Origin of the sequence: Rhodococcus sp. IEGM 1302, from assembly GCF_030056935.1 — a bacterium.
Lineage (GTDB): Bacteria > Actinomycetota > Actinomycetes > Mycobacteriales > Mycobacteriaceae > Rhodococcus_F > Rhodococcus_F qingshengii.
In genome coordinates, this window is the sequence record NZ_JASHKY010000034.1 from 1 (window position 1) to 14,345 (window position 14,345).

Annotated in this window: 11 protein-coding genes and 1 pseudogene; 5 read left to right on the forward strand and 7 right to left on the reverse strand. The window is 59.5% G+C overall.

The features are described from left to right. Positions 1-456 precede the first annotated feature (456 nt). Positions 457-1,263, reverse strand: a complete 807-nt coding sequence (locus QM609_RS26480; RefSeq protein ID WP_283337604.1) for a GIY-YIG nuclease family protein — start codon at positions 1,261-1,263, stop codon at positions 457-459. After that, the gene (locus tag QM609_RS26485) at positions 1,263-2,405 is read right to left on the reverse strand and encodes a DNA cytosine methyltransferase (protein ID WP_283337605.1); all 1,143 of its coding nucleotides are present in this window, start codon (positions 2,403-2,405) and stop codon (positions 1,263-1,265) included. Before QM609_RS26485 ends, QM609_RS26480 begins: the two co-directional genes overlap by 1 nt. Before the next feature lie 350 nt (positions 2,406-2,755). On the opposite strand from QM609_RS26485, the gene QM609_RS26490 reads away from it, so the two are divergent. After that, on the forward strand, positions 2,756-3,130 hold the full coding sequence (locus tag QM609_RS26490) for a very short patch repair endonuclease (protein WP_283337606.1): 375 nt from the start codon (positions 2,756-2,758) through the stop codon (positions 3,128-3,130). Between the two features lie 211 nt (positions 3,131-3,341). Here the strand turns inward: QM609_RS26490 and QM609_RS26495 are convergent, their stop codons facing one another. After that, on the reverse strand, positions 3,342-4,253 hold the full coding sequence (locus QM609_RS26495) for a DUF5677 domain-containing protein (protein WP_283337607.1): 912 nt from the start codon (positions 4,251-4,253) through the stop codon (positions 3,342-3,344). Positions 4,254-4,435: 182 nt separating this feature from the next. Continuing rightward, complete coding sequence (locus QM609_RS26500) at positions 4,436-5,965, reverse strand: pentapeptide repeat-containing protein (RefSeq protein ID WP_283337608.1); 1,530 nt, start codon at positions 5,963-5,965, stop codon at positions 4,436-4,438. A gap of 116 nt (positions 5,966-6,081) precedes the next feature. Here QM609_RS26500 and QM609_RS26505 point away from each other — a divergent pair, with 116 nt between their 5' ends. The 4 genes and pseudogenes from QM609_RS26505 to QM609_RS26520 all read left to right on the forward strand — a co-directional run. Beyond that, a complete protein-coding gene (locus QM609_RS26505) occupies positions 6,082-6,690 on the forward strand; it encodes a recombinase family protein (protein WP_283337609.1) in 609 nt (202 codons plus the stop codon). Between the two features lie 1,414 nt (positions 6,691-8,104). Further along, positions 8,105-8,332 (forward strand): helix-turn-helix domain-containing protein, encoded by a 228-nt coding sequence (locus tag QM609_RS26510; protein WP_283337610.1) that lies wholly within the window; start codon positions 8,105-8,107, stop codon positions 8,330-8,332. 1,493 nt (positions 8,333-9,825) lie between these two features. After that, positions 9,826-11,157, forward strand: a complete 1,332-nt coding sequence (locus tag QM609_RS26515) for a hypothetical protein (RefSeq protein WP_283337611.1) — start codon at positions 9,826-9,828, stop codon at positions 11,155-11,157. Positions 11,158-11,229: 72 nt separating this feature from the next. Further along, a pseudogene (locus QM609_RS26520) lies at positions 11,230-11,504 on the forward strand (IS630 family transposase); the annotation flags it as partial. 515 nt (positions 11,505-12,019) lie between these two features. On the opposite strand, the gene QM609_RS26525 reads toward QM609_RS26520, so the two are convergent. The 3 genes from QM609_RS26525 to QM609_RS26535 all read right to left on the reverse strand — a co-directional run bounded on the left by QM609_RS26525 (position 12,020) and on the right by QM609_RS26535 (position 14,258). Further along, positions 12,020-12,511 carry a hypothetical protein gene (locus tag QM609_RS26525; RefSeq protein WP_283337612.1) on the reverse strand — a complete coding sequence of 164 codons (492 nt, stop codon included), beginning with the start codon at positions 12,509-12,511 and terminating at the stop codon, positions 12,020-12,022. A 35-nt stretch (positions 12,512-12,546) separates the two neighbouring features. Further along, a complete protein-coding gene (locus QM609_RS26530; protein WP_283337613.1) occupies positions 12,547-13,461 on the reverse strand; it encodes a hypothetical protein in 915 nt (304 codons plus the stop codon). A gap of 110 nt (positions 13,462-13,571) precedes the next feature. Further along, positions 13,572-14,258, reverse strand: coding sequence for an MBL fold metallo-hydrolase (locus tag QM609_RS26535; protein ID WP_283337614.1), 687 nt, complete (start codon positions 14,256-14,258; stop codon positions 13,572-13,574). Positions 14,259-14,345 lie beyond the last annotated feature (87 nt).

Sequence of the window (14,345 nt, forward strand, 5' to 3'; positions counted from 1 at the left end):
ATTCACACGCATTGATTCTCTGATAGCGAGTGGCTCACCAAATGGGGTCCTACCAGTCGCGCATAGTCACTCCGGATTGCGATTGAGACGGAGGGACGGTTGCACGGGCACTGAACTCGATGCCGTTAGGGTGAGGGGGCTGGCTTCGCAGTCGTCTCAATTGAGCGTCAGCCGATCTCACCGAGATTCTAGTTCCGACTCGTTTTCTCGTCCGAGGCAACGGCGGTGGTCTTGAGGGGGTGCACCGTTTCTCCACGGGTGACCTTGATGATCAACTTCAGTACGTCGCGCGAAGTTACCTGCGTCCCCCAGGGTCCCGCGGTCGGTCGCACAACGCTGGCGCTGGGAATCGACGGCGTCGGTGGTGAAGGCCGGGTACCGCCGGGAGACTCTTCGCACGAAGCGCGCAGATGTAGGGGTGGTCGCTATCAGGCCACCACTGGTGGCGAACGAAGGCTAGTCGCCAGCGCCCTCGTCATCAGTGGGGTACAGCACGGAGCCGATAAGCCCCTCGACGGAGATCGCTTCAGGATTGGGGGCAGGTTCGCCCTCGGCGTAGTTGAACCTCTCTGCGGCCTTGAATGCGAGTCGGACGGCTTGAATCACCAGCACCCGCCGAAGACCGGCGGATACCTCGCCGCGCTCGTGAGCAACAGCGGCGAGGCGTGCAAGCGTCTCAGCCCGGCGAGCGATACGTACGTCTGGATGGTCCCGTTCGGCGCGAGTCTGCTTTGACACAAGGGCGAACCTGTGCGACTCGGGTAGTTCGATCGGGTTGGACACGGGAGGGATCTTCTCATTGAGGATCGCGCCGAACTTGCTGTTCTCAATGGCCTTCAGATAGGCCGAGTACTCGTGGGCGTCCAGCACCGTCTGCGCGGCTTTGTAGGCATCAAGGTCCTCACCCTTCTTGGGAGTGCCCTCTAGTGCCCAGATCGGCCAGACTTCGAGTTCTGCGACCTCGAACACGTCTAGGATTCGCATCGCAACCGCATCGGTGCGCTGATTGGTCAGGTGCCGGTTGAGCCGCGTCGCGAGACTTTCCTTGGTTTGCCCGACATAGATGGGCTCTCCGTCGTAGTCGTAAAAGGCATAGACGCCCCATTTCGCGGATGCGATTTGACGGTTCGCACTGTCGGTTGCTTTCTTGGCCTCGTCAAAGAGGCTGCGGAACTCGCGGACGAGGTCGGCGGGAAGGTCCTTCTTCTTCGGTTTTACTTCCTTGGCCGCGCCGGTGGTGCGCGGTTTACTCGTGCTCGCCATCACTGGGCCTTCGACTCTCGGTCTGATTGAGCGGTCAGCTCTCCCCTCACAAGCGGTTTGAGATAATGCTCTGCGAGCCACCCGACCGCAGGCACCGCCACCGCGTCACCGAACGCAAACTGAACTTGACTGTCGCGAAAGCCGTCGATCTTGTATTCAGCGGCTCCCATGAGCGAGGCGTACTCCGCACCGGTCATCCACCGAATGCTGAGCTTTCCGTAACCCATTCGGACGACAGCCTGTTTGGAAGAGCCGCCGCGTGGTGTCCGCAGGCAGCCAGAGACGGCGTCGGGGCGCATTTCCCAGACCGGAATGCCACCACGAGTGCGCCGGTATGCAGTGCGCCACTGGTAGCGCCGGCTTTGCTTTCGCAGCTGCTCCAATCGGCTCCTCTGCACTTCCGACATCGAACCGAGGAAAGCGGCCACGCGGTCCTCGTCCCACCATCGCGGGTCGTCGTTATCCAAGCGTTCGAGGGTATCGCCAAGTCCGTCCGTGACGTGTGCAGGAGGCGTTGGTAGGGGTGCGCGGTGCATGAGGAGGGTGGGATCGCCGAAGAACGCCTCGGTCCAACCTGGGCGCAGAGGGTGCTCTACCTCAGCTGTCTCAATTGGCTCGAGGGAGCCGACCAGAAACATCCTGGGGCGTGACTGCGGCACGAACCGGCGGGCATCGATGGCGAGGATGTCCACCGAATATCCGAGTTCATTGAACTCCTTGATCGCCGCGGTCAGATCGTCTCCTCCGTGCGAGGTGGACAGACCGATGACGTTCTCCAGCACGAGGGCCTTGGGTCGGTCGTCCTCCGCTATCGCCCGCAAGATGCCCGTGAAGGCGTAGAACGCCGAAGATTCAGTGCCGGCGAGCCCGGTGCGGTTGCCCGCCAGAGAAAGATCGGTGCACGGGGATGACGCCCAGGCAAGGTCCACACGGGGTAGCTTTGCGGCATCGACGTCGTTGACATCTCCGACGACCATCACATCGTCGCCGAACTGCGCGCGGTACATCTCCGCCTTGTCAGGGGAGATGTCGTTGGCCCAAGCTGTCTCAAACCCGGCGGCGTCGAGGCCCATCCGTGCAAGGCCGACGCCTGCAAAGAACTCTAGGACCTGAGGGCGCGACCGGAGCTGAATCACAGACATGTGATTACATTAGACCGCCGCGCGACGCGCGCGCACCCGCATCCGCTCACACGTGGTATCAACCAGCCGCCAACCTACGGATAGCATCATTGCGTGGCTCTCACTGACCCCGCGGACCCCCGGCACGGGACGATGAACGGTTACAACAACCACCTGTGCAGGTGCGATCGGTGCCGCGAAGCCAATCGCACGAAGCATCAGGAGTACCTCGCGGGGTGCCGCGCAGCTGGCCGAGTCCTAGGGAAGCACGGATCGGCGCTTGCTTACGACACGGGGTGTCGATGTGACCTGTGTAGAGGATCACACAACAGGAGGTCGCGGGACTACAAACGACGCAGGCGTGCAGTCGGATGACTGGGGAGATCGAGAGCTGGGCTTCAACGCCAGCGATCCGCAAATCGATGAGGTCGAACCGGCGGCGCGACACTGCCCCTGAGACTGCCGTCAGGAAGTTGCTTCACGCGCGAGGGCTCCGGTACCGCGTGGACTATGCACCGGACCGTAGTCATCTGCGCAATCGCGCGGACATCGTGTTCACGCGCGCCAAAGTGGCGGTGTTCATAGATGGGTGTTACTGGCACGGCTGCGCGGCGCATCACAGAGCGCCCGTGGCGAACAGCAACTACTGGTCCTCCAAGGTCAATGGAAACCGTGAGCGCGATCTGCGCGTGAACAGGATGCTGCGTGAGGGTGGCTGGACGGTGCTGAGATTCTGGGAGCACTAGCCTGTAGCCGAGGTTGTCGACGAGATCGCCAGGGTGGTCCTCTCGCAAGCCGGGTGATTCGGCGTGTTTCTGGGACGGGGAGTGGCTGGCGGCCCGCTGACGTATTCCGAGGGAGCGAGACAAGTTGCCTACCGCTCGTCCGTCGATCTCCGTCTTACTGGGAGGTTCGATGAAATTGGTCAAGTTGCTGCCCGCTCGCATGACGTCCTCATCAGGTGCTCCCGTGCTTCGTCCCATCGCTCTTCCAGATCAGCTCGTACTCGCGAGCCGTAACGAGGGGAACCCCGGGAAGGTCCTGGAAGGCTGACAGTCGGTCCATCGCATCAGCGTCGTCCTTGCAGTCCGTCTCGCGTGGCACGAGCTCGCCCTGCCAAGGCTCGGTGTTCGAGATCGTCTGAAGGAGCAGTTTCGTCAACTGCCACAGCGCGAAATCGGCGAGATAGAGTCGGTGGTGGACGTCTTCAACCGAGATCGATCCACCCGGGTCTCCCCAAGCACGCCGGAGTCCCTCGCCAGCCGAGAAATGGACAGCTCGACTACTCGCTGCGTACAGGTAGTCGTAGAGCTTGCGTTGTCCAACTTGCTCAGAAATCCACTGTGTCGATGGGACCGGTGTGCGCGGCGGCCATCCTAAGGACTGACCAACTGCCTTCAGGGACTTCCGTTGCGCGGGGACCGCGTGTGCGAGAAATTCAGAGAAGCCGCGCGGAAACCCAATTTCGGTCATCGCCTCGACACCTAGGAAATCCTGCGTAGCTTGAGCCGAGCGCATCGTGTCATTGTTCCCAAGCGCCAGATAAACATCATGTGCGTCCGACTCGTCAAGCGTTGCTAGATATTGAAGCCACAACAGTTCTTCGCACGCGGGGCGCACAAAGCCGACGGCGAGATGGCCGAGATCGATGTCGCATAACTTCACTGCTGCTCGCAATGACTCAAATTGACGCGTCAGTGCGAACCGGGCACCGATGAGACACATGTTCTTCTCGACGTCCGACCACTGGATCGGCTGCCGACTCAGCATCAGCTCGAGTACGGGAAGTAGCTCCCCGACGACCTTCCTGTAACGAGTGTCTGATTGTTTGTGTGCGCACGTCGCTGCAACGGGCATGTCGTCGGGCATGTCGTTCAATATCCTTTCTATGCGGGAATTCGTCGGCCCGTCCTCATAGGACCACCTTGAGGGCTGGTCTCCTAAACTATCCAGTTCGAGGACCCCTTCGGTGAAAAAGTCCTCGAATCAATGGTGCCGCTGGACCCTAGTGGGCGGACGGACCGTGGTCAGGATGTCGGCGAGCGAAAGAGTCAGTTTCCAAGCCCGAGCGAACCGAGTGAACCGGTGGCGGGCGATTCGGGGGTCGTCGGCGTCGTCGCGGTGATGGTGACTGTGAATGTTCCGATCCCGGTGCTGGTGTTCGAGGTGCTCCCGAGGCTGCAGGTGACGGTGTGGGTACCGACGGAGAACAGCGTTCCCGATTTTGGCGAGCAGTCACCGAAGGTGAGTGCGGCAGGGACTGTGGGGGTGACCCAGGTGACGGAGGCTCCTGCCGGTGATGTCGCGGCGATCGTGATGTTGCCGGGGACGGCGATCGTGCTGGTCAGGTTCGCACCATTCAGGTTCGCGTTGTAAAGGTCCACGTAGGTCAAACTCGCGCCAGTGAGGTTCGCATCGGTGAGATTAGCGCTGTACAGGTTCGCGCTCGTCAGATCCGCGTTGGTCAGGTTCGCGTCGGTTAGATTCGTGGCGTACATACTCGTGTGGTTCAGATTCATGCCCGACAGGTTTGCGCCGGTGAGGTTCACACTGCGCAGAGCCGCGCCTCGCAGGGTCGTGCCGGTCAGGGTTGTTTTGGTCAGGTCCACGCCGTCCAAGTTCGCAGTGGTCAGGTATGCGCCGGCCAGATTTGTGCGGGTGAGATTTGTGCCGGTCATGCGTGCTGCGAACAGGTTTGCGTCGGTGAGGTTCGCGTCGGTCAGGTTTGCGTCGGTCAGGTTCGCACTGGACAGAGTCGCTCGCATCAGGTTCGTGCCGTCCAGCTTCGCGCCGGTCAGGTTCGCGTTGGACAGGTTGACGCCAGTCAAGGTCGTGCCGGTGAGGTTCGCACCGGTCAAGGTCGCACCGGACAGGTTCACCCCGGTCAATGTCGTGCCACTCAGGTCCGCGCCGTATAGGTTCGCGTTGGACAGGTTCGCGCCGATCAAGGACGCGCCATACAGCTTCGCCCCGTCGAGGTTCACTCCGTCCAGGTTCGCGTTGGTCAAGTTGGCGTTGGTCAGGTTCGCGTTTGTCAGGTTCGCGTTTGTCAGGTTCGCATTTGTCAGGTTCGCGTCGGTCAGGTCCGCACTGTATAGATACCCGTCGATGAGGCCGGCGTTTGTCAGGTTCGCGCCGGTCAGGTCTGCACCGGTCAGGTTCACTCCGTCCAGGTTCGCGCCGTCCAGGTTCGCGCCGGCGCATTTGGAAACTAGCCGCGGCTCGGACCAGATGGACGGGTTCGGTTCATATTGCGCACACGCGGCGGCTAGTACCTCGGCAGGAGTGGCGGCGGCGCTGCCAGTGCCAGCGGTCAGAATCGTGAACATAGCTAGAACCGCAATGCTGAACGAGCCGACGGCGCGGTTCAGGTTAGTTCGGTCCGCTGCGCGACGATAATGGGGTGTGGTCACGGTGTAGTGCCTTTCCGGCGGGATCTCAGGGATGCGGAGTGGTCGTGGAGAGGGACCACGAAGGATAGAACATAACGGACATCCGCCTTGATGAGTGAACTTCAGCGAAGATTGGTTCCGCCATAACGTGTCTCGAAAACGATGGATTGATGAGACGGCCGCCCACACGCTGGACGCGACACAACTCGTCCCGTAGTCCCAGGGTTTTCTAGTCTCAAAAACCTGTCGCATAACTGGTAGTCTCAAAACCTCCGACACAACGGGATTATGAGACAGGTCAAGACATGGCGATCATCGGATATGCACGAGTCAGTACGGTCGACCAGGACCCACAGTTGCAACTTGATGCGCTGGCCGATGCAGGAGCGGTGCGAGTGTTTACGGACCGAGGGATTAGTGGGTCGAAGGCTGACCGCCCTCAGCTCGACGCGTGCCTCGATCATCTGCGCGCGGGCGACACGCTCACAGTGTGGAAGCTGGATCGATTGGGTCGGGACACCCGCCACGTCCTCGACGTAATTTCCGAACTCACGGGTCGGGACATCTCCTTTACGAGCGTGACGGAGGGGCTTCATACCGACGGCCCTATGGGCAGAGCGATGCTAACGATCATGGCAGCCTTCGCGCAGCTGGAACGCGACATCATGCTCGAGCGAACGCGTGCAGGACTTGCCGCGGCTGCGAAGAAAGGGAGAACCGGTGGAAGGCCCAGCAAGGTGGGTGCTGCCGACGTAGTGCGGGCGCGAGACCTTCTAGACAAAGGACTGACTGCCGGCGAGATCGCGAAGATGCTCGGAGTGAGCCGTGCCACCGTCTATCGCCAGCTCCGAGCCGCTGCGGACGAAGGCTCAGTATCAGCGAACGAGCCCCGCACTGCCGCCGCGAGTGCATAGCCAGTAGGCCAAAACATCGAGTACGACGACTTTGGCTTGTCCTGACGTTAGCTGCGGATACTTCTCGGCAAGCGCTGCTTCAGCACCGGTCTGTGTGAAGCCATCGTGCTGGTATTGGCACACCTGGTATCCAGCCTCGATGTATTCAGATGTGCCTGAAAGGCCAGTCGCTTTCGCCGCTAGCGAGCGGACGAAGTCAAGATCGGCCGTAGTCATGTCTTCGGGGCCCGCAACGACGTTGAGTTCAGACGGCCCCCCTGTCGGAGTAACTGACTCCGGAGCTTTCGGGTCGGTTGAGGTTCCGCATCCTGCAATGGCGGCGACAGAGAGAATTGCGATGAGTGAGCGAGATGAAGTGGTCATATCAGACTCGTTTCCCTTGAATGAAGATCGCAGAGGTGGGAATGGTGGTGTGTGGCGAGGTCGGAAACTTGCATTGCCGCGCGAACATCACTTTGGGGCCAAGGCGCGGTACGTCTGAAAACAGCCGTCCGCAAAGTCGTCGACATTCAGATCTGCTACGGGGATGTAACCTCCGACCCAATACCGGCCGACAGTTGTAATCTCAGCGGCGGTCTTGCACCGACCGCGAATCTCTCGATCGGACGCACTCACTGAAGTCAGCGATGCGTAAATTCGGCCCTGGATTTCGCCATTCTCCCGGCCCGCCTGGTACGAGGCCTCGTCGCGTGCGGAGTTGATCAGGGTGCTAGCGATACCAAGTCCGAGAGCCACGGCTACAACGGCGACCGACACTAGGATCGAGGCTCGCCGATGGCGAAGGCGACCTACGTCTGGGCCTCGCGGATCCTGTCGAGCTCTGGCTCGCGACTTGACGTATAGGAAGAACGCGGAAGCGGCGACTAGGGGCGGGAAGAGGCCGAGCCTGATAAAGGTGCCCGTGGTGCCCGCATCTGATGCGATCTGCCCTATCGCTGAGAACACTGCCGCAAGGAACAACGTCATCAAGGCGGTCGCTCCGATTATGGCGACCAGAGCCGGCCGTTTGTGACTTGGTGCTCGTTCTACTGGCGCTCGATCCGTTCGTGGGCTACTCGTCGAGGCGTCAAACGGTGCAGTGTGCTGCGACGAGGCAGGTTCGGTCCGATATCCCAGCGCCCTGGCTTCACCGCCGGAGTAAGACCCGGATTCCGCCCTGAAAGACGTTCCCGCATCTGGCATGGGTCCGCCGGGCACGGTCCACAGATGCTGGAAGTTGGTCGAGGGGTCAAGCGTTTGGTGGTGCGCTTCCGCTTCCCTCGAATCGGAACTCCTGGGCCTCGGCTGATCACGATGGACGTTCATGGTTTCGCCTTTTGCTTCGAGGATTGGGCGGGCGGACCGTTCTTTTCATCCAAAATGCTACTTATAAGTCTGTGGACTGATGGAATCGGCCCCGTCACGGTTAGTAGCGATGGACGGTCACCTGCAGCGCGCCCTAGGGAATAACCTCCGCAGATGGCGAAAAGAGCGGCAGCTGAGCCAAGAAGAGATGGCCGAAGTGCTAGCGGTTCATCGGACGTACATGGGTGGGGTTGAGCGCGGTGAGCGGAATCTGACCCTACGATCGGTCGAGCAAATAGCTGAGACTCTGGGGCTGGATCCTTTGGACTTGCTGCGAGATCAACCCTCGCCCGAGTAGCCGGATTGACGCGCTCACGCTGATGGCGGCTTCCGTCGCGTTAGGTCCAACAGGGTCTAGCGGTACGTGCAATTCGATCGATCGCAGGCCTACCAACCCTCGATCGAACGAATCGCGTTTTCACCACGCTGAGCAGTGGCGTTGTGTTCATCGCTGTACCCAAGCCAGTTCACAACGCTGAACATGCTCGTGCAAATTGGCCGTTGCGGTTGATTGATTTCGCCGCAATCGTTGACGGCATGATGCGGTGAGTAACAATGTTGCACGTTTTCCGTCTCGGTAATGAATAGGTCGCCCCGCCCGCTTTCCATTCAGCTCCCGAGGATGACCGTATGGCGGCAATTTCAGTGCCTCACCTAGGGGCTTGCCGAACAGACGACAAGTTTATTTGCTAGTGACCGCACCCGTCGCTGTATTGCGCTTCAAGGCATCGCCCTACGTTCTGGTCTGGCGCGATACGAAGCAGCGCAGCGCCGATCTTCTCGATCGTGACCGAAGGCAAGCGAGGTTGGTGGTTTCAGACCTTCACACGTACCCAGCAGCGACTTTTTCGTGGGTTGCAGAAACTAGATTTCGCCGCGGGCTGATCGTAGATGTGCCGGTCGAGACTAAACGTACCCAAGGATCTGATACTTGGGTTGACGTCTTCGTAGGGCAGGAGTCAGTAAATCTTGCACGCACACCGCCCGCGAGTCACGGGCAAAGAACCTCTTTGCACGAACTTTGGATCCAGTCGAAGTGACACCGACCTTCACTGACAGTCGCGGATTGAGGTGGAAGCGCACGCATAGAGCGCAATCCGTTCGTCTCAGTGATTGATCGACGAACCCATTTCGCAGCCGCACCGGGTTCTTCGCTGGTCAACGGCACACCACACCATTTGTCGTGTAGGCCGCATGCAATCGCTCGAGGTTACACATTCGCCGACCTGGCGGCCCGCCTGCTCACTGATCCGATCCACATCAATTTCTTGGCAACTCGCTAGATCGGCGTGAGTACCGCATCGCCAGACCTTGGGGCAGTAATTTAGTCCGGCGGAGCGGGGTTAGGAATTAGGTTGGTCGAATTGTGTTAGGTAACGCTTGTACCAAACGTGTACCAAATCTGTACTAATGCACATATGGCGCATAAAGAACCCCCCGAACCGTATGGATCGGGGGGCTATTCATTGGTAATGTCCAAGGCGACGAAACCGGGACTTACGCATGAAACTAACGAGGTTGATGGTATTGAAATCCGAACTGGTTCGCAAGCCCATGACCTTTCAATTTGACCATTTGCGAGCGGGGACCACGTCCAGACTTGTCCTCGGCTGGAGCGATCAACAGGTCTCCAGGATAGCGCGCGTCCTCACCCCGTATGGGACTGGCGTGAATATCCTGGCTCTTGCGTCTGTCGCAAGGTCGCTTGTTCTCGAAGAAAAGCTCACGGGGCGTGGCGTGCACTACTCCCGACGTAAGGCGGCCTACGCATCTCTACCTCACAGATACCGTGTGGACGGACGGGATTCCTATTGGCACATCACCCGGTCTATGGATGCCCTGGTGCGTTCGGGGCTGGCGCGGCACGCTCTGGGGTTCCGGTGCCACGTCACGGGTGTGGGGGAGCAGAGCGTCGCCGAGGCGACCGGTGACCTCGTCAACCTGATTGGGCACTTGGTGGATGTGGGAGAGCCTCGGGAGCTTCTGACGGGCGAGGAGTTGGTGGTGCTCAGAGACGTCAGCCGGCACGCGATCGACTACAAGGACACGGCCGAGACCGTCCGAATCCGCTTCGAGCTTGAGCGCATTAATCAGGCCACAAAACAGCTCGATGTACGTCACCTCGGCAAAAGTACGACTATGCCGTCGCTACGTCGAATCTTCAATTGCAGTTTCGACCGTGGTGGTCGCTTGTACTACAGGGGGTCCTCCGTCCAGGGCATGTCCAAGCGAGCGAGGCTGGATCTCGAGATCGACGGTTCGGTGGTAGTTGAAATCGACTACAGCTCCCTGCATCTGGCGCTGGCCTATTCAGAGTGTGGAGCCAGGCTGCCTTCGGGTGACCTCTATGAGATTGCGGGCTATGACAGGCGCGCGGTCAAAGTTGGCTCACTGATTGCACTGAATGCGAAGGATTCTGAGTCGGCCCGGTGGGCAATCGCAAAGGCCTTGCAGGAAGATGCCGATCTGCGGCCCCGTTCCGACAGAGCGAACCTGTCGTCTCGGGAAGGTGCCTACTTACCGTTCGCAGAAGGTTTACTTTGTGCAATTAAGAGCAAGCACTACGCGATCCGGCACCTCTTCCATTCCGACGCGGGTGCGCGGTTTCAGAAGCTCGACTCGAACATTGCGGTAGAAGTCGCCTTGGACGTACTCGATCGGACTGGTCGAGTTCCACTGATGTTGCACGATTCGTTCTTGGTTCCGGAGAAAGACGCGGACGTACTTCAGAAATCGATGCTCGATGCCGCGTCGCAGCGAGGGCTCGAAGTGCGAATCCAGATCCATCGAGCAGTGCAGACCACCATCGAGGACTTGCTCGAATCTGAACACCCGCTGGTGCCCAAAGCGCAGGGTCCCTCGGATCCAGAGCGGGAGCTGACAAGAATCCCGAGTGACAGCTACAGGGAAATCACGTCGGGGTGGGACCCGCCACCCGCACCTATATCCGTAGGAGGAACACAACAGCTGAGCTGGACGGATTCAGTGTCTTCGCCCGATGGAGAGGCTGTTCCTGACGGTATGAGGATCCGCCTGACCGAGGATTGGGGATCGAAAGGCGGGCTATGCCCGCCGTACTTTCCCGGGCAGACGAACGAGGCCCGGTCAAGAAGCCCGGTGTGAGCCTGAACCACGACGCCGAAGGGCGCTATGAGCGACTGGGAGTGTCACGAGTCGGTCCCAAGGTTCTTGGAGGCATGGCGTGAATACGTTGTGCAGCCTTGGCGCAGTCAAACATTCAAATTTCCACCTTCCCGGCGTTGATCGCGACGATCACCGACATCGTCGGATGTACTCGGAGCCACCGGAGAACGCGTTCGTGCTGTGCGTGGACGAGAAATCGCAAATCCAAGCGTTGGATCGGGCCGCGCCCACATTGCCGATGCGGATCGGTATCTCCGAGAAGCAAAACCCACAACTGCGTCCGCTACGGCACGACCACATTGTTCGCGGCGTTGGAGATGGTGACCAGGATTTGCCTATCCAATCAGATAGTCGGCCTGCTCAATCGTTCTCTAGTGCTCGGAGCTACTCTCAGGGCGCTCGGTAGTGCGAGCTCTGGCAACTGCGCTCGGTAGTGCGGGCTCTGGCAACTGTGCAGAGACTCTGGTCTGAATCCAGTGCGCGATCGGCTTCACCCCCTAACTGAGGTGAGGACGCTGAGACGGAAATCTGGATAGGGAAAGGGCGGTCTGAGAGCCTCTCTGGGAGGCTAGCCGTGACGCCCTTGTCGAACGATGTCGGTTCGAGGTTCAGCGCTGGGATCGCGGGGGTTGATCACGACTGGAAGAGGCGAGATCCTTAGGTGTCTCGTCCCGCGGTGCGAGGAAGGCAGCGTTAAGTCATCTCGAAGGTAGTCGTGCACTCGTTTGTCGAGATGCAATATGAGTTCGCTGGGGCTGCGTGGAAATTCATGGCTCTGCATGGGCCAAGGCGAGTGTCGGGACAGGGTGTGTCCACGTCGATCCTTGGTGAAGGCGAGAACTTAAGTGGACGGGTAGTTTTCGCGCCTTGGAATTGGCGGTTCACTTTGCGACTTGAGCGCAACCGCAAGGGTCATGCCTAGCGCCGAAGTTTCAAAAGCAACCAAGGTCATGATGCCTGCCATTGCAGCCTTAGCACCAAACCCATTCGAGAACAGGCCGCAGATGACAGCCCCGAACGCGGACGCCATTAGAAGTGCCATCGCGCCGAGAAGTGTCATATTGAGTTTTTGCCCGTGTTGGGTGCGGATGCGATCGATCGAGGGGCCCGAGGCCCCTGCCACGAAAAACACTCCGGCTCCGAGAAACCCCGCGACAACGCCAATTACCGTCGCGACGGTCAAAAATGCCGAGCTGATCTGACCCTGCTGTTCAATCGTGATGTGCCCCCTTGCCAAGAAATAGAGGGCCACACCCACCCCCGCAACGAGGAGCCGAGCACCTATGTAGTTGGCGAAGGCTCGGATGGTTGGGCTTGCTCGTTTGCTCGTCATGTGTGTTCACCTCGCCTCTGATTAGAACATATGTTCTATTGAAGGCCAATGGCGTTCTGGAGTGACTCCTCCATGGCCAGGTATGACGATCGGATCTGAGAAAATACAACTTGTTCGGACAGCGATCGGACACCATCGTCCCCGCCGAATGTAACCTCGAACTTCTTCGTGAGCTTGTGCTCGAGTAGGTCAATTACCTCGACGAGTCCTCCATCGGCGGGGCGGGCGTTGACGACGGCTCGTTCAAACGGAACGCCTTGCTCATGAAGTGCTGCTGCCTCTCTGGCCATGTCTAGCATTCGTTCCCGGTTTCGCTGCGCTGGGCGTCCCCGGCCAGCAGTGATGTGGACTTCGATTCGTAGACCGTCTTCATAGTCAAAGAATCGGTCGAAAATGCCACCAAGTAGACCCGGACGGTCAGGAATCGTGTTCGGCTTCACAGCGAAGGTCGATGTTGTTACTTCTCCCATGTCGCGAAGGGCGAGGTAACGATCTTCATCGACGATTGGAAGCGCGAACCAAGTCGCGTTCGGACCGTGACCTCTCGGACGTGCCGTTTTGTTTAGCCATCGGGCGAGTGCGGCGTGGGTCGGTGCCGAATTCGTCGATCGGACCAGTCCGATGATGTTGTTGGCAAAGAACCGAACAAATGTCTCCTCTACAGGCTCCCATTCGTTGCCGCGTGTTTCCATCTCGGCGCGTTCGGGTCGAGTGGTGTTTCGCTGTCGGGGAGTTGTGGCGCGGTCGACTGCCAGCGAAAGTGCTTTCTCGCTGCCAAGATCAACCACGATGCCTTCGAGTTCTGTGCCGTTGTAGTCGCATTTGTGCGCGCTGGGCGCGAGTCGATCCAGTTCGTCCTGCCAACGGTGACCGGGGATCTTCCTCTGGTCAGGTGACAAGACCAATTCGTAGAAATGGACGATACACACCTTTGTACGTGCGTTTGTCATGCGAGCTACCTCGTGATTTCAGCCGGTGATGGACAGGGACTGTCCACTTTCGGGTTGGAAGTGAGTGTTCGAAAATGCTGTCGCGAGCCGACCGTCATGGTTGGTCAGATTCACCAACCGCGCGCTCGCCATTCGCTCAAGTGAGGTCGCTCCATTCCGAGTGTGGTGTCCTTGCCATGGCCCGGGTAAACCACCGTGCGATCGCCGTACACGTCGAAAATCTTGGTTGCCACGTCGTGGAAGAGCGATTCGAACTCCTCGGGCTTTGTTGTCCGTCCAAGACCGCCGGGGAAGAGTGAGTCGCCGGTGAAGAGGTGAACCTGTCCGCTCGGTTCGGTGAGAGCCAGCGCGATGGAGCCGGGCGTGTGGCCGGACAGGTGAATGACATCGAGGCTCAAGTTGCCAACGGTCACCTTGTCGCCGTCTTCGAGGAGCACGTCCGGGGTGACGGGAAGGACCTCTGCGTCGAGGGGGTGAGCGGCGGTCGGCACCTTGGTGGCAGCGTGGACGTCCTGCAAAGCCAACCAGTGATCGCCGTGTTGATGGGTGGTGACGATGGAATCGAAAACAGGTGCTTCCTGTGCGATAAGCGCGATGATCTTCTCGGCTTCGTTGGCCGCATCGATCAGGAGAGATTTCCCGGTCGTGGAACAGACGACGAGGTAAGTGTTGTTGTCCATGGGGCCGACCGACATCTTCGTGATGACGGCGCCTTCGACTGTGCGCCGCTGAGGGGCAGAATCGGGGGAGACCTGACCGGTGTAGGAGTCGTCGATCACGATGGGCTGATTCGTCATGAAACGCAGGCTACCTTCGAATAGGGGCAGGTAGAGCGATGGGCTCGCCTGGTGAGAAAAACGTGTCGGTGGCTCGGCCTACGATGA

Coding starts and splice junctions, on each gene's coding strand:
- QM609_RS26480 (WP_283337604.1), bottom strand. CDS start 1,263: ATGGCGAGCACGAGTAAACCGCGCACCACCGGCGCGGCCAAGGAAGTA.
- QM609_RS26485 (WP_283337605.1), bottom strand. CDS start 2,405: ATGTCTGTGATTCAGCTCCGGTCGCGCCCTCAGGTCCTAGAGTTCTTT.
- QM609_RS26490 (WP_283337606.1), top strand. CDS start 2,756: ATGACTGGGGAGATCGAGAGCTGGGCTTCAACGCCAGCGATCCGCAAA.
- QM609_RS26495 (WP_283337607.1), bottom strand. CDS start 4,253: ATGCCCGACGACATGCCCGTTGCAGCGACGTGCGCACACAAACAATCA.
- QM609_RS26505 (WP_283337609.1), top strand. CDS start 6,082: ATGGCGATCATCGGATATGCACGAGTCAGTACGGTCGACCAGGACCCA.
- QM609_RS26510 (WP_283337610.1), top strand. CDS start 8,105: ATGGACGGTCACCTGCAGCGCGCCCTAGGGAATAACCTCCGCAGATGG.
- QM609_RS26525 (WP_283337612.1), bottom strand. CDS start 12,511: ATGACGAGCAAACGAGCAAGCCCAACCATCCGAGCCTTCGCCAACTAC.
- QM609_RS26530 (WP_283337613.1), bottom strand. CDS start 13,461: ATGACAAACGCACGTACAAAGGTGTGTATCGTCCATTTCTACGAATTG.
- QM609_RS26535 (WP_283337614.1), bottom strand. CDS start 14,258: ATGACGAATCAGCCCATCGTGATCGACGACTCCTACACCGGTCAGGTC.